We start from the raw sequence: 13,030 nt of genomic DNA, 5'->3' as shown, positions 1-13,030 counted from the left end.
GCGGAGCGCTGGCGAAACCCGTTACAGCTGCACGACCGCAATGACGGATCCCCTCTCCCCCGGCGCCGCGCAGCGGCGTGGCCGGGAGAAGGACCAAAACATCGGCGCCTTGGTTCGTTCGTTAGCTGGCCGCCGGCAGCCAGAACACTTCGCCCTCGGAGTCCTCGGTGTCGAGCCACAGGAATCCGGCGTCCGGATAGGCATATTCCAGCGTGGGCTGGCAGCGGCCGACCTCGCACAGCAGGCCGCCGCCGGGATTAAGGTGATCGCCGGCCTCTTCGACGATGCGCCTGACAAGGTCGATGCCGTCGTCGCCGCCATCGAACGCCATGCGCGGCTCGAACAGGCATTCGCGCGGCAGGTCGGCCATGCCCTGCGCATCCACATAGGGCGGATTGCTGATGATCAGGTCGTAGCGGGTGTCGCGCAGCGGCTTGTACAGGTCGCCCTGGTACAGCGTGATGCGCTCCTCCAGCCCGTAATCCGCGACATTGCGTGCCGCGACCGCGAGCGCGTCCTTCGACAGGTCAACGGCGTCGATGCGTGCATTCGGAAACGCCCGGGCGGCTAGGATCGCCAAGCATCCGGAGCCGGTGCACAGATCGAGCACGGACTCCACCGCGAGGGGATCGTCGATCAGCGAGCCGTCCTCTCCGGAAAAATGCGAGTCCAGCAATTCACCGATGAAGGACCGCGGCACGATGGTGCGCTCGTCCACATAGAACGGCATGCCGTGCATATAGATCCTGTTGACCAGGTAGGCGGCAGGTTTTCGCGTGCTGACGCGTTTGTCGATCACGTCGAGAATTTGCCGCGCTTCCACCGCGGTGACGCGGGCGGTGGCAAAGGTCTCGAACTGGTCTGGATGCAGATGCAGGACTTCGCAGACGATGAAGGCGGCCTCGGCCACCGGATCGGTCGTGCCGTGGGCGAACACCAGCTTCGCCGCAACGAAGCGGCTGACCCCATAGCGGACGAAATCGAACAGCGTGACCAGTTCGCCGATGCCGACTTTTGGCGCGGCGGCGACCTTGGCCGGCTTCGCCGGGGCGGGTTTGCGCTTCACTACCTTCTTCGCCGCGACCTTTGTCTTTTTAGCCATCAGGATTTGGTCCAGCGCGCGGCGGCCGCATCGTCGTGGCTCTTGGCCTCGATCCAGCCGGAGCCCTCGGCGGTCTCCTCGCGCTTCCAGAACGGCGCGTGTGCCTTGAGATAGTCCATCAGAAACTCCGCCGCCTGAAATGCCGCCTGGCGATGCGCCGACGCGGTCAGCACCACCATGATGTTTTCGCCGGGGACGATCCGCCCGACGCGGTGAATGACGGTGAGGCCGGTGAGCGGCCAGCGCGTCATGGCCTCGTCAGCGTGACGGGCGATCTCGGCTTCCGCCATGCCGGGATAGTGCTCCAGCATCAGCGCCGTGGTGGCGTCGCCCTGCCCGCTGTCGTTGCCGCGGCAGATGCCGCTGAAGGTCACGACTGCGCCGATATCGGTGCGGCCGTCGGTCAGCGCGGCGATCTCCTGCGCGATGTCGAAATCGGCCTGCTGGATGCGGATGGTGGCGGCGGTCGTCATGACGACGCTAGCCGCCGGTCATCGGCGGGAAGAAGGCGATCTCGCGCGCGCCGGCGATCATGGTCTCCGGCTTGACGTGGGTGTGGTCGATGGCGGCGCGGATCACCTTCGGCGTCTCGAAAGCGTACGCATATTGCTCGCCGCGCGTGGTCAGCCAGCCGATCAGGTCGCCCACCGTCTGCACGGCGGCCGGCGGCTCGACGATTTCTTCGGCCTTGCCGATACGCTCGCGCACCCAGGCAAAATACAGAACCTTCATGCATCCTCCGCGATGAGGTGATGAATGCCGGAGCGGAAATAGTCGTAGCCGGTGTAGATGGTCAGCAGCGCCGACAGCCAGAGCAGCACGATCCCCGTCAGGGTCGTGAACGGCAACACCATGTCGCCTGCTTCACCAGCCAGCAGGAACCCGATGGCGACCAGCCGCATCGTGGTCTTCCACTTGGCCAACTTGGTCACCGGCACGCTGACGCGCAAGGCGGCGAGATATTCGCGCAGGCCCGACACCAGGATCTCGCGGCACAGGATCACGACGGCGGCCCACAGCGTCCAGCCGTGAATGCTGGTATCCGCCGCCAGCATCAGCAGGCAGGACGCCACCAGCAGCTTGTCGGCGATCGGGTCGAGCATGCGGCCGAAGGCCGAATGCTGGTCCCACATCCGCGCGATATAGCCATCGAGAAAATCGGTAATCCCGGCGGCGATGAACACCGCCAGCGCCACCCAGCGCAGCCAGAGCGGGCCGTCCTGGACCGACTGGGCGTACAGGCATCCGACCACCACCGGGATTGCGGCGATGCGGGCATAGGTCAGCAGATTCGGCAGGGACAGCGCGGAGTTCACAGTCCCTCGTGTGGTTGCAGCGGTCATTCGTCTTACCAATACTGCCAAGGCGCGGAGGTCAACCGCCCCCGGGAAATCTTATAGGCCGGACCGACGACATTCGCGCGGGACTTTCGTGTCGCCGGCGCATTACTTTACGTCCATCTTCGGACGGTGGTCGGCAACCTCTCGGCTGCCCTGAGCGTGGAAAAAATCGAAAATCTTGCGCGCGCTTTCCGCCGAGATGCCGGGAACCTTGCCGAGATCGCCCACCGAGGCGCGTTCGATCTCCTTCAGCGTGCCGAAATGGTGCAGCAGCGCCCGCTTGCGGGTCGGCCCGATGCCGGGGATTTCCTGCAGGCCGGCCTCGCGAATATCCTTCTTGCGCAGCTTGCGGTGGGAACCGATCACGAAACGATGGGCTTCGTCGCGCAGCCGCTGAATGAAATACAGCACCGGGTCGCGCGGCTGCAGCTTGATCGCCGGGCGGTCCGGCATGAACAGGGTTTCCTGGCCGGCGTCGCGTTCCGGCCCCTTCGCGACCGACATCAGCGTCACGTCGGTCAGCGCCGGCTGGTCGAAGATCTCCTTGACCGCGTTGAGCTGGCCACGGCCGCCGTCGATGATCACCAGGTCCGGCCACTGCGGGAAATCCTCGTCCTTGGCCTTGGCCACGCCGTCCTGCGGCGGCGCCAGCAGCCGCTTGAAGCGGCGCTGCAGCACCTCCTTCATCATCGCGTAATCGTCGCCCGGCGTCAGACCCTCCGACTTGATGTTGAACTTGCGGTACTGGTTCTTCATGAAGCCGTCGGGCCCGGCCACGATCATCGCGCCGACCGCATTGGTGCCCTGGATATGGCTGTTGTCGTAGACTTCGATGCGCTTCGGCACGTGCGGCAGGCCGAGCGCGGTGACCATGCCCTGCAGCAGCCGCGCCTGGGTGGCGGTGTCTGCCAGCTTGCGGCCAAGCGCCTCACGGGCATTGGTCAGCGCATGGGTCACCAGTTCCTTTTTCTCGCCGCGCTGCGGGCAGATCACCTCGACCTTGAAGCCGGCCTTGATGGTCAGCGCGCTGGCCAGCACGTCGCTGTCCTCGATGCCATGCGACAGCAGGATCAGCTTGGGGGGCGGCTTGTCGTCGTAGAACTGCGCCAGGAACGAGGACAGCACCTCCTCCGGGGTGAAGGATTTTTCGGCACGCGGAAAATACGCCCGGTTGCCCCAGTTCTGCCCGGTGCGGAAGAAGAACACCTCGACGCAGGAATAGCCGCCCTCCTGGTGGATGGCGAACACGTCGGCCTCCTCCACGGTTCGCGGGTTGATGCCCTGCTGCGACTGGATCGCCGACAGCGCCGCCAAGCGGTCGCGGTACAAGGCCGCGCGCTCGAAGGCGAGTTCATCCGATGCCTTCTCCATCTCGCCGGCAAGCGGCTGCTTCACCGCACGGGAACGGCCGGACAGGAAATCCTTGGCCTCCTTGACCAGCTCGGTATAGCCGGGAAAGTCGATCTCGCCGGTGCACGGGCCGGCGCAGCGCCGGATCTGGTACAGCAGGCATGGCCGGGTCCGGCTCTCGAAGAACGAATCCGTGCAGGAGCGCACCAGAAACGCGCGCTGCAAGGCGGTGATGGTGCGGTTGACCGCGCCGACCGAGGCGAACGGACCGAAATAGCGCCCGGGCCTCGACTGCGCGCCGCGGTGCTTGAGAATCTGCGGCGCCCAGTGATCCCCGGAGATCAGGATATAGGGAAACGACTTGTCGTCGCGCAGCAGCACGTTGAAGCGCGGCCGCGGCTGCTTGATCAGGTTGGCTTCGAGCAGCAGCGCCTCGGTCTCGGTGGCGGTCGAGATGATCTCCACCACCACGGTGGCCGCGATCATCCGCGCGATGCGCATCACATGGCCGGTGGGCCGCGCATAGGACGACAGCCGCTTCTTCACGTTCTTGGCCTTGCCGACATAGAGCACATCGGAGGCCGCGTTGAGCATGCGGTAGACGCCCGGCGAGGTGGGCGCATGTTTCACGGCATGTTCGATGGCCGCGCGACCGACCGCCAGCGGCCCCTCGAGCACCGGCTCGCTGGAATCGTCCACCACGTCGGGCAGCCGCGAATCCTCATCGTCCTCGGCGGTGACGGTGGCCGGATCGAGATCCTGCGCAGCCGTGGACGGCTGGATCGGTGCATCGGTGGAACCCGGCTCCGCCGCGGGTTCGGCCGGCTCCGGGAAAGGGGTGGGATCCTGAATCATGGGACCAATTTAGGCACTGCAGCGGATCATCGCCAGCGCCTCGCTCATTCCATCCGGCTGCCGCAAGTAAGACTTCATTAACGCCAATAAGGCGCCGAAACGGGCCCTTAAGAACTGCTTAAGTTAAAACTCTCGATAACTTGTCTCGAGAAAAGATGCAGTTTCGTAACCCTAAGGATTTGGTCGGGCATGCCCCGAACCGACCGCCGGAACTGCCGAGTCAGCGTTGTGGAGAGTAAGATGACCAAGTTCACGTTTGCGGCAGCGGCCGTCATGGCAGCAGGCATCACCGTTGCCAGCGTCGCGGCAGCGTCGGCGGCGGACCTTCCGTACCGCTCGCGCGCGCCCTATACGGTGAACCAGCCGCTCAACGGCTACAGCTGGGCCGGCCCCTATCTCGGCGGCACCCTGGGCTATGAGTGGGGCAACGTCTCCAACACCGGCGCGAAGCCCTCCGGCATCGCCGGCGGCGTGACCGGCGGCTACAACTGGCAGAGCGGGAACATCGTGTTCGGCCTCGAAGGCGACATGCAGGCCACCGGCGCCGACGACAAGTTCGCCAGCTACAAGTTCTCCAACCCGTGGTTCGGCACCGTGCGCGGCCGCATCGGTTACGCCTTCAACAACGTCCTGATCTACGGCACCGGCGGTCTCGCCTTCGGCAGCCTGCAGGGCGAATCGCTCATCACCGGTCTGCAGCAGTCCAAGACCTCGGCCGGTTACGCCGTCGGCGTCGGTGCCGAAGTCGGCATCTACCAGAACTGGACCGCCAAGATCGAATATCTCTACGTCAACCTGTCGAGCAACGACTACACGCTCACCAATGCGAGCAACGGCCTCGACTTCGGCACCGTCCGCCTCGGCGTCAACTATCACTTCTAGTCATCACGGCTCCAAGTATAAAAAAATATGCATTCGAACTCCCGGCTGCCGCGGCGGCCGGGATTTTTTTGCTCTCCGGCAACTCCATCGCCGTCATCCCCGCCGAAACGCAATTGCATTTCGGCGGGGATGACGGCGTGAGTTTGCGGCAGACGGTTGCGTTTAAGCTGTGATCACCAGATTGACCGCCTTGGGGCCCTTGCCCTTTTTGTCCGGCTCGACTTCGAAGGTGATGCGTTGTCCTTCGGCGAGGTCCTTCAGGCCGGCGCGCTCGACCGCGGTGATGTGCACGAACACGTCGCGACCGCCGTCGTCGGGCTTGATGAAGCCGTAGCCGCGCTCGCCATTGAAGAACTTGACCGTCCCGCTCATGGCCATCGGGAAACTCCTCTCCCCGCAATGCTCCGCCGCTACGCCCACGTATCGGCGCGACCGGACATCACTGCCGGAAAGCTCGGCCATCTCGCGAAGCCGGCGACAATTTCCGCTTCGCGCAAACCCGAGGCCTTGTCACTCCGCCGCCCCCATTCGCGGAGACGGAACGTAAAGCCAGTCCAATGGCCGTAGCATAATACGGTTTGTGACGGATTGACTACCGCCCTGATGCGGATCGGTGCGCGGTTGCGCCGCGAAGGTAGGCTACAGTACCGGACTGAGTGTAGTTCAGGTCTTGACGGTCTCGAGCCGGAAGCGGCCGGCGCCGCCCTGCCCCAGCGGCTTTTCCAGCTCGGGCAGGATCGCCTTGAGATCGGCCATCAGCTTCCAGGGCGGGTTGACGACCAGCAGGCCGGCCGACGTCAGCCCGGCATCGGGCGCCTGCGGCGCCACGCTGAATTCCAGCCGCAGCACCTTGCCGGGACCGGCGGCGGCAACGGTGTGACCGACGTGATCCGCCAGCGTGTCGGTGGCCCGCCGGCTCTTGACCGGGTACCACAGCACATAGATGCCGGTCGCCCATTTGGCGAAGGCCTCGTCGAAGCCTGCGGCCATGCGCTCAAATTCGTTCTTGGCCTCGAACGGCGGATCGATCAGCACCACGCCGCGGCGCTCCTTCGGAGGCACGAAGGCCGGCAGCCCGACCCAGCCGTCAAGATCGACGATGCGGGCCTGCTTGTCGCGGCGCAGCGCCCCGATCAGCTGCTTGCGCGCCTTGGGCTCGACCTCGCAGGCCACCAAGCTGTCCTGCGGCCGCAGCATCCTGCGGGCGATCAGCGGCGAGCCGGGATAGGTCTTTAGTTCGCGCGGCGGGTTGAACGAGCGGACGATGTCCAGATAGGGCGCGACCAGCGGGAGCGCGGTTTCCGACAGCCGCGCCTGCATCACCCGGGCGATGCCGGTCAGCCATTCGCCGGTGCGCTGGGATTCCTCACCGCTGAGGTCATAGAGCCCGGCCCCGGCATGACTGTCGATGACCCGAAAGGCCGACGGCTTTTCGCTGAGGTAGCTGAGAATGCGGACCAGGACGATGTGCTTGATGACATCGGCAAAGCCGCCGGCGTGAAAGGCGTGGCGATAATTCATGCGGCAGGCTTTACGCTAACGCGGCGGATTCAGCAAAGAATGGTCGTGTGGCCGACCCAGCCGCTCACTCCGCTGTCGTCGCCCGGCCGGCGCGCAATTGCGCGCCAGGACCGGGCGATCCAGTAAACACCGGCGAATTGATGGAGCCGCAAAGCCAGCGTGTACCGGGTCCCCGCATGCGCGGGGACGACCGCAAGGTGCTTGCCGCCCCTACCCGCCGCGCATGGGCGGCATCACCACGTTGTCGCGGCGGCAGGCGCGGCGGTCGGTTTCCTCGCAGGCGCGGAACTGGAGGTCCTTGCTCATGCAGATCCGGACCTCGCTGAGCCGGGCGCGGTCGCAGGTGACGGCGATCGCGGCATTGCTGAGGCCCGGATTGACCTTGATGAAGGCCTCCTCGATGGCCAGGGGCGCGATGGTCCTGGGATCGGCCAGTGCGAGGAATTCAGCCGGAATCTTCACCGCGGCGCGCGCCTTGCGAATGGTCTCGAAATAACCGCGCGGCCCCAGCCCCGAACAGGTGCCGTGCTTGTCCCATTCGTTGAAGACAAGGCCGGGCGCCGGCATCAGGTCGAGCATCGAGGTCATGATGTTGCGGTCGAGCCGCGGCGACGGCCGCTGGCAATAATCGGGAAAACCGCGCTCGTATTGCGGCCATAGCCCGTGCACCACGAAGGAATAGGGCCGCCCGCCGCACTGCATCTGGGCGCGGCCGGCATTGCCGCGCTCCTGCGCCGCCTCGCAGAACGACGGCGACCACGACAGCGACAGCACGTAGAAATCGAATTCGCCGGGTGCGTTCTGGCGGCGGTCCTGCGCCGCCACCGGGCCGGCCAGCGCCGCGAAGGCGGCCACGCACAGCGCAATCAGCAGAGGAAATCGATCAAACATCACGCGCCCCAGCCCTGACCGGGACAAGCCTAGCCAGCCATCAAGAACATCTCAAGAACAAAATCCGATCCGCGGGACGCAATAGCCCGCGTCAGGTTCAGGGCCGTGCGGCCTTGCAGGCCGGATTGTAGGACCAGTCGCGATCGAGGCCGACCACGCAGAATTCGACGCCCTGGCCGAAACCGGCGAAGCCGCCGTCCTCGATGATGGAGTAATGCACGGTGCGCAGCTTGCCGTCGTTCAGCATGGCGCTGGCGGTGCAATAGCGGCGCGGAATGTTGTCGGACTGCCAGGGCCGGAACGCGGTCTCGCGGACATTGGCGTAGCCGGTGATCTGCAGCGCCGAGTTCCAGAACGTGCTTTCCTTTTCGGCGAACTGCGAACTGATGCTCGACAGGCCGGCTTGGCAGTCGGCAACGCGGCCGTCATAGCTCGGGCCGAACAGGCCGAAATTCAGTTCCAGCGGGTTGGCGGCCTGCGCGCCGGGCGCCAGAGCCAGCACCCCGAATGCGACGCCGGCGATCGTCGCCACAGCAGCTTTCTTCCAGGATGAGATGAGGTCGCGCATGGGGAATCCGCCGGCTGATGATGGTTCCGAACGGTGCCGCGAAGCCCGGGCGAGGTCAAGTGCACCGCGGCAACACCCTGCGCACAAACCCGGCCGGATCTGCCGGCGTTCTTTTCACGGCCCCCGATGCGCTCTAAGGTAGCGGCAACGACAATGGAGACGACGATGCGAATGATTCGGCCGGCTATCCTGGCTGCTGCTGTTCTCTGTGTGCTGGGAAGCGCCGCGCGCGCCGACACCGTGCCGCCGTTCAAGGGCAACGACACCGGCGGCATCATCGCCTATTCGCTGGTCAGCCAGAGCGACGTCCGCGCAATGGCGGTCGATCACTGCGCGCGCTACGGCAAGGTGGCGAAGTTCCTCGGCGCCCAGGCCTATTACGGCGGCTACATCTCGTTCGCCTGCCGCTGGGTGCCTTATGGGGCATCGGACCGACCGCTGCGCGTTCGCTACTGAGCGCGACGGCACGGCTCATCTTCGAGGCTAATCTGCAAGGCTAATCTGCAAGGCTCATCTTCAAGGCTCATCTTCAAGGCTCATCCTCGTCACGGAGCGAACCATGATGCGACGACCTGCCCTCACCTTCTGCACCGCCGGGCTGCTGCTCGCGACACTGCCAGCGCTCGCTTCCGCAGTGGAACTGCCGACTCGCAAGGCCGGGCTGTGGGAATTGAAGATGGTGCGGGCCGGCTCGCCGACGCCCGAAATCACCATGCAGCACTGCACCGACGAGGCCACCGACAAGCAGATGACCGCGACATTCTCGCCGATGTCGAAGGAAAAGTGCGCGAAGAACGAGACCCAGAAGACCGCGACCGGCTACAGCACGGATGCGGTGTGCAGCTTCAACGGCACCACCATGACCTCGCATTCCGAGGTCACCGGCGACTTCAACTCCGCCTATGCCGTCAAGGTCACCTCGCATAACGACAAGCCGCCGGCCGGCATGCCGCAGGACACTTCCATGACGCTGGAGGCCAAGTGGCTCGGCGCCTGCGCCGCCACGCAGCAGCCCGGCGACATCGTGATGCCCGGCGGCTTCAGCATGAACATCAAGGACATGGAAAAGCTGAAGGGCCTGATGCCGACGAAGTAGGCCGGGATCAGCGCGCGCCGAACCGCGCGGAAAATTCCGCGACATTGACCAGCCCGCGGGCATGGGTGCCGTCGCCGATCTTGCGCTCGCCATCAAACGCCTCGACCGCGAAACGGATCACCCGCTTTTCCACGCTGACGACGCGCGACGTGGTGCGCACCACGCGCCCGATCGGAGTCGCCGCGAGATGGCGGATATTGACCTCGGTGCCGACGGTGACCCAGCCTTCCGGCAAATGCCCGTCCAGCGCATCGCCGGACGTCAATTCCATTTCCAGGATCATCATCGGCGTCGCATAGACCGCAGGCATCGTCGGCACGAAGTGCCGGACGGTGTTCTCCGCGGCGACGGTGAGGTTGCGTTCGGCGCTGAGTCCGGTCTTGATAATGTCGCGTGCGTCCATGGCCTGTCTTTAGGCCGGCGACCGCCCGCAGACAAGACGGTCGGAAGGTTTGCCGACGCCGCCCGATTTCCTGTATATGACGATGATCATGCAAAGGCGCAGCAAGCCGCCAGCAACGAGGATTGCCCATGACCGGATTTAGCGACCTGATGGCCAGCCTGGAGCGCGCCGGCGACGACTGGGGCATCACCGTGGGCGACGACTGGCTGCAGGGCCGCACCGTCTATGGCGGCCTTGCCGCCGCATTGTGTACCGAGACCGCGCAGCGCGCGTTCGCCGACCTGCCGCCGTTGCGCTCGGCGCAGTTCGCCTTCATCGGCCCGGCGACCGGCGCGCTGCAACTGCGCCCGACCCTGCTGCGCAAGGGAAAATCCACGGTGTTCGCCGGCGTCGACCTGATCGGCGAGGCCGGCCTCGCCACCCGCGCGATGCTGTGCTTCGGCGCAGCGCGGCCGTCGGCCTTCGCCCATACCGAACTCGGCTCACTGCAGCCGCAGGCGCCGGAGCAATGCCCGGACTTTTTCGCGGCGCGCCGCCGATGCTGCGCTTCCTGGAACATATCGAGGGTCGTCACGTGGCCGGCGCGTTGCCGTTCAGCGGCGCGACCGATCCGCAGATGACGCTGTGGCTGCGCCACCGCGATGCCGTGGCGCCGTCGCTGGTGGCATTGCTGGCGCTGGCCGACGCGCCACCGCCGGCGGCCTCGGTGATGTCCAGTGCGCCGGCGCCGATCAGCACCATGACCTGGTCGATCGACATGCTGACCGACGACATCGCCACCGACGACGGCTGGTGGCTGATCCGTAACGTCGCCGAACAGATCGGCCAAGGCTACTCCAGCCAGGCAATGACGCTGTGGAACGCACGCGGCCGGCCGATCATGGCCAGCCGGCAGAACGTCGCGGTGTTCGGGTAGATCGCTTTTCCCCTCTCCTCCAAGCAGCGTAGCTGCGCAGGCGGGAGAGGGGAAGAAAGCCGCCCTACTTCTTCGCCGCCGCAGCCGCGGCGTAGCGTTCCACGAAGGTCTGGCCGCCCTTCATCTTGTTGTTGTGCGGCGCCTCGTTGATCTGGATCACCACGGCCTCCGCGGGGACGCCGAGGTTCTTCACCAGCGCGGCAGTGATGTCGAGCATCATGCCCTTCTTCTGCTCGTCGGTGCGGCCGGCGGCCAGGTTGATGGTGATCTCAGGCATTGTCGTCTCCCGTTGCTCTTGCGTTGAAACATGTCCGCGCGTCCGACACGCGGTTTCGCATCCTGCATGGATGTCGTCATCCGCGAAAGCGGATGACCCAGTATTCCGCAAAGCTCATGTTTGAACACTGGCATTTCGGAATACTGGATCCCCGCCTACGCGGGGATGACAGCCGAGGTTCGATCATCCCCACTTCACGGCGTGCTTGTCCAGAATCCTGCGCACCTCTTCAACCAGCGCCGCCTCCGGCACCTTGACCTGCGCTTCGCCCTGCTTCGCGAGGTACGCTTCGCGGTCGCCTTCCCCGAGCTTCGACAGTTCGGCGCCGAGGATCAGATCCTTCAGCATCAACTCGCCTGCGGCCTTCTCGTCGGAGCCCTGGATGATCACGCAGGGCGAGTTGCGGCGGTCGGCATATTTGAGCTGGTTGCCCATGCTCTTGGGATTGCCGAGATAGAGTTCGGCGCGAATGCCGGCGTTGCGCAATTGCGCGACCATCTTCTGATAGTCGGCAATGCGGTCGCGGTCGAACACCGTGACGACGACGGGACCGAAGGCCGGCGTGGTGTCGATCTTGCCGAGCAGCGTCAACGCCGCCTGCAGCCGCGACACGCCGATGGAGAAGCCGGTAGCCGGCACAGGCTCGCCGCGGAAGCGCGACACGAGGCCATCATAACGCCCGCCGCCGCCGACCGAGCCGAAGCGCACCGGGCGGCCCTTTTCGTCCTTGGTCTCGAGGGTGAGTTCGACCTCATAAACCGGGCCGGTGTAATATTCGAGGCCGCGGACGACGGAGGATTCAAAACGAATACGATCCTCGAGGAAGCCGCCAGCAACAACGAGGTCCGCGATTTCACGAAGCTCTTCAACGCCGGCTAGGCCGCTCGCCGATGTGCCGACCGCTTTTTTCCAAGCGTCAAACCTTGCGTTCCAAGCGATCTTTATCTTTTCAGACGAGGTTAAACTTCCACCTGAAAAACCTGTGCTGTACTGCGCCCCTAAATAAAATAGCAAAGCGTCAATCTGACCGGCGTCGAGTCCCGCTCCCTTGGTGAAATCGCCCTTGCCTTCTTCGCCGCCGTCCCAGCGACCGGCGCTGAGGAGCTTCTTAATTTCATCGACGGGAAACTTGTCCATCTTGTCGATCGCCCGCAGCACGGTGAGCCGCTGACCGGCCTTGTCGTCTCCGCCCAGCCCGATGCTCTCCATCACGCCATCAAGCACCTTGCGGTTATTCACCTTCACCACATACGACCCGCGCGGAATCCCCAGCGCTTCCATCGCATCCGCCGCCATCATGCACATCTCGGCATCCGCCGCCGGCGAGGCCGAGCCCACCGTGTCGGCGTCGAACTGCATGAACTGGCGGAAGCGGCCCGGGCCGGGCTTTTCGTTGCGGTAGACATACCCCTGCCGGTAGCTGCGATAGGGTTTTGGCAGATGGTCGAAATTCTCGGCCACATAGCGCGCCAAAGGCGCGGTCAGGTCGTAGCGCAGCGAGATCCACTGATCGTCGTCGTCCTGGAACGAGAACACGCCCTCGTTGGGCCGGTCCTGGTCGGGCAGGAACTTGCCGAGCGCGTCGGTGAATTCCATGGTCGGCGTCTCGACCGGCTCGAAGCCGTAGCGCTCATAGACCTCGCGGATGGTCTCGATCATGCGCCTTGTGGCGGCAATATCGGTGGGGCCGCGGTCGCCGAGGCCGCGCGGCAGCCGGGCACGCAATTTCTGGGGCTTTTTGGGTTTTTCACTCATGCGGCGGGTGGTACCAGCCGCGCCGAAACCGGGCAAGCCGCCGGCCGCACCTCCGGCAGCCGGATTGGCCCGTT

General features: G+C 65.0%; 17 protein-coding genes. 5 read left to right on the top strand and 12 right to left on the bottom strand.

The window, feature by feature from the left end; genetic code table 11:
• Nucleotides 1-121: 121 nt before the first annotated feature.
• The 5 genes from prmB to uvrC all read right to left on the bottom strand — a co-directional run bounded on the left by prmB (nt 122) and on the right by uvrC (nt 4,647).
• Complete coding sequence (gene prmB / locus ACUXVA_RS13650; RefSeq protein WP_265079815.1) at nt 122-1,102, bottom strand: 50S ribosomal protein L3 N(5)-glutamine methyltransferase; 981 nt, start codon at nt 1,100-1,102, stop codon at nt 122-124.
• Nucleotides 1,102-1,575 carry a molybdenum cofactor biosynthesis protein MoaE gene (locus tag ACUXVA_RS13645; protein ID WP_265079816.1) on the bottom strand — a complete coding sequence of 158 codons (474 nt, stop codon included), beginning with the start codon at nt 1,573-1,575 and terminating at the stop codon, nt 1,102-1,104. The genes prmB and ACUXVA_RS13645 overlap by 1 nt, the downstream gene beginning before the upstream one ends.
• 7 nt (nt 1,576-1,582) lie before the next feature.
• Nucleotides 1,583-1,834: a molybdopterin converting factor subunit 1 gene (gene moaD / locus ACUXVA_RS13640; protein WP_265079817.1), complete on the bottom strand. Its 252-nt coding sequence runs from the start codon at nt 1,832-1,834 to the stop codon at nt 1,583-1,585.
• Entirely contained in the window at nt 1,831-2,445 is a 615-nt protein-coding gene (gene pgsA, locus ACUXVA_RS13635; protein WP_445492656.1) for a CDP-diacylglycerol--glycerol-3-phosphate 3-phosphatidyltransferase, read from the bottom strand. Before pgsA ends, moaD begins: the two co-directional genes overlap by 4 nt.
• A gap of 102 nt (nt 2,446-2,547) precedes the next feature.
• On the bottom strand, nt 2,548-4,647 hold the full coding sequence (gene uvrC / locus ACUXVA_RS13630; protein WP_445492654.1) for an excinuclease ABC subunit UvrC: 2,100 nt from the start codon (nt 4,645-4,647) through the stop codon (nt 2,548-2,550).
• A gap of 240 nt (nt 4,648-4,887) precedes the next feature.
• Here uvrC and ACUXVA_RS13625 point away from each other — a divergent pair, with 240 nt between their 5' ends.
• Nucleotides 4,888-5,529 (top strand): outer membrane protein, encoded by a 642-nt coding sequence (locus tag ACUXVA_RS13625; RefSeq protein WP_265079819.1) that lies wholly within the window; start codon nt 4,888-4,890, stop codon nt 5,527-5,529.
• A 162-nt stretch (nt 5,530-5,691) separates the two neighbouring features.
• Here ACUXVA_RS13625 and ACUXVA_RS13620 read toward each other — a convergent pair whose 3' ends face one another.
• From ACUXVA_RS13620 to ACUXVA_RS13605, 4 genes are all read right to left on the bottom strand, one after another.
• Complete coding sequence (locus ACUXVA_RS13620; protein WP_265079820.1) at nt 5,692-5,907, bottom strand: cold-shock protein; 216 nt, start codon at nt 5,905-5,907, stop codon at nt 5,692-5,694.
• Nucleotides 5,908-6,192: 285 nt separating this feature from the next.
• Nucleotides 6,193-7,050 carry a 23S rRNA (adenine(2030)-N(6))-methyltransferase RlmJ gene (locus ACUXVA_RS13615; RefSeq protein ID WP_265079821.1) on the bottom strand — a complete coding sequence of 286 codons (858 nt, stop codon included), beginning with the start codon at nt 7,048-7,050 and terminating at the stop codon, nt 6,193-6,195.
• Between the two features lie 210 nt (nt 7,051-7,260).
• Entirely contained in the window at nt 7,261-7,941 is a 681-nt protein-coding gene (locus ACUXVA_RS13610) for a ribonuclease T2 family protein (protein WP_445492650.1), read from the bottom strand.
• 97 nt (nt 7,942-8,038) lie between these two features.
• Entirely contained in the window at nt 8,039-8,509 is a 471-nt protein-coding gene (locus tag ACUXVA_RS13605) for a hypothetical protein (protein ID WP_265079823.1), read from the bottom strand.
• 165 nt (nt 8,510-8,674) lie between these two features.
• Between ACUXVA_RS13605 and ACUXVA_RS13600 the strand changes: the two genes are divergently transcribed.
• Together ACUXVA_RS13600 and ACUXVA_RS13595 are read left to right on the top strand one after the other, a co-directional pair.
• On the top strand, nt 8,675-8,965 hold the full coding sequence (locus ACUXVA_RS13600) for a hypothetical protein (protein ID WP_445492648.1): 291 nt from the start codon (nt 8,675-8,677) through the stop codon (nt 8,963-8,965).
• Nucleotides 8,966-9,068: 103 nt separating this feature from the next.
• Nucleotides 9,069-9,605: a DUF3617 domain-containing protein gene (locus ACUXVA_RS13595; protein WP_413776392.1), complete on the top strand. Its 537-nt coding sequence runs from the start codon at nt 9,069-9,071 to the stop codon at nt 9,603-9,605.
• Between the two features lie 7 nt (nt 9,606-9,612).
• Here ACUXVA_RS13595 and ACUXVA_RS13590 read toward each other — a convergent pair whose 3' ends face one another.
• A complete protein-coding gene (locus tag ACUXVA_RS13590) occupies nt 9,613-10,008 on the bottom strand; it encodes a thioesterase family protein (RefSeq protein WP_265079825.1) in 396 nt (131 codons plus the stop codon).
• Nucleotides 10,009-10,136: 128 nt separating this feature from the next.
• Here ACUXVA_RS13590 and ACUXVA_RS13585 point away from each other — a divergent pair, with 128 nt between their 5' ends.
• Complete coding sequence (locus ACUXVA_RS13585; RefSeq protein WP_445492645.1) at nt 10,137-10,628, top strand: acyl-CoA thioesterase domain-containing protein; 492 nt, start codon at nt 10,137-10,139, stop codon at nt 10,626-10,628.
• Complete coding sequence (locus tag ACUXVA_RS13580; protein ID WP_445492643.1) at nt 10,583-10,924, top strand: hypothetical protein; 342 nt, start codon at nt 10,583-10,585, stop codon at nt 10,922-10,924. Before ACUXVA_RS13585 ends, ACUXVA_RS13580 begins: the two co-directional genes overlap by 46 nt.
• A gap of 64 nt (nt 10,925-10,988) precedes the next feature.
• On the opposite strand, the gene ACUXVA_RS13575 is transcribed toward ACUXVA_RS13580, so the two are convergent.
• The gene (locus ACUXVA_RS13575) at nt 10,989-11,312 is read right to left on the bottom strand and encodes a 2-hydroxymuconate tautomerase (RefSeq protein WP_445492641.1); all 324 of its coding nucleotides are present in this window, start codon (nt 11,310-11,312) and stop codon (nt 10,989-10,991) included.
• A 72-nt stretch (nt 11,313-11,384) separates the two neighbouring features.
• Complete coding sequence (gene hisS, locus ACUXVA_RS13570; RefSeq protein ID WP_445492639.1) at nt 11,385-12,956, bottom strand: histidine--tRNA ligase; 1,572 nt, start codon at nt 12,954-12,956, stop codon at nt 11,385-11,387.
• Nucleotides 12,957-13,030: the final 74 nt, after the last annotated feature.

The organism is Rhodopseudomonas sp. RCAM05734 (assembly GCF_052658035.1).
The sequence above is the reverse complement of the archived record's forward strand: the minus strand, read 5'-3'. Positions and strand labels throughout refer to the sequence as shown.

What these genes read in the sequence shown, in the direction of transcription:
- ACUXVA_RS13610 (WP_445492650.1), bottom strand. Translation starts at nt 7,941, where the DNA reads ATGTTTGATCGATTTCCTCTGCTGATTGCGCTGTGCGTGGCCGCCTTC.
- ACUXVA_RS13625 (WP_265079819.1), top strand. Translation starts at nt 4,888, where the DNA reads ATGACCAAGTTCACGTTTGCGGCAGCGGCCGTCATGGCAGCAGGCATC.
- hisS (WP_445492639.1), bottom strand. Translation starts at nt 12,956, where the DNA reads ATGAGTGAAAAACCCAAAAAGCCCCAGAAATTGCGTGCCCGGCTGCCG.
- ACUXVA_RS13605 (WP_265079823.1), bottom strand. Translation starts at nt 8,509, where the DNA reads ATGCGCGACCTCATCTCATCCTGGAAGAAAGCTGCTGTGGCGACGATC.
- pgsA (WP_445492656.1), bottom strand. Translation starts at nt 2,445, where the DNA reads ATGACCGCTGCAACCACACGAGGGACTGTGAACTCCGCGCTGTCCCTG.
- ACUXVA_RS13585 (WP_445492645.1), top strand. Translation starts at nt 10,137, where the DNA reads ATGACCGGATTTAGCGACCTGATGGCCAGCCTGGAGCGCGCCGGCGAC.
- ACUXVA_RS13600 (WP_445492648.1), top strand. Translation starts at nt 8,675, where the DNA reads ATGCGAATGATTCGGCCGGCTATCCTGGCTGCTGCTGTTCTCTGTGTG.
- ACUXVA_RS13615 (WP_265079821.1), bottom strand. Translation starts at nt 7,050, where the DNA reads ATGAATTATCGCCACGCCTTTCACGCCGGCGGCTTTGCCGATGTCATC.
- ACUXVA_RS13590 (WP_265079825.1), bottom strand. Translation starts at nt 10,008, where the DNA reads ATGGACGCACGCGACATTATCAAGACCGGACTCAGCGCCGAACGCAAC.
- uvrC (WP_445492654.1), bottom strand. Translation starts at nt 4,647, where the DNA reads ATGATTCAGGATCCCACCCCTTTCCCGGAGCCGGCCGAACCCGCGGCG.
- ACUXVA_RS13620 (WP_265079820.1), bottom strand. Translation starts at nt 5,907, where the DNA reads ATGGCCATGAGCGGGACGGTCAAGTTCTTCAATGGCGAGCGCGGCTAC.
- ACUXVA_RS13645 (WP_265079816.1), bottom strand. Translation starts at nt 1,575, where the DNA reads ATGACGACCGCCGCCACCATCCGCATCCAGCAGGCCGATTTCGACATC.
- ACUXVA_RS13595 (WP_413776392.1), top strand. Translation starts at nt 9,069, where the DNA reads ATGATGCGACGACCTGCCCTCACCTTCTGCACCGCCGGGCTGCTGCTC.
- prmB (WP_265079815.1), bottom strand. Translation starts at nt 1,102, where the DNA reads ATGGCTAAAAAGACAAAGGTCGCGGCGAAGAAGGTAGTGAAGCGCAAA.
- moaD (WP_265079817.1), bottom strand. Translation starts at nt 1,834, where the DNA reads ATGAAGGTTCTGTATTTTGCCTGGGTGCGCGAGCGTATCGGCAAGGCC.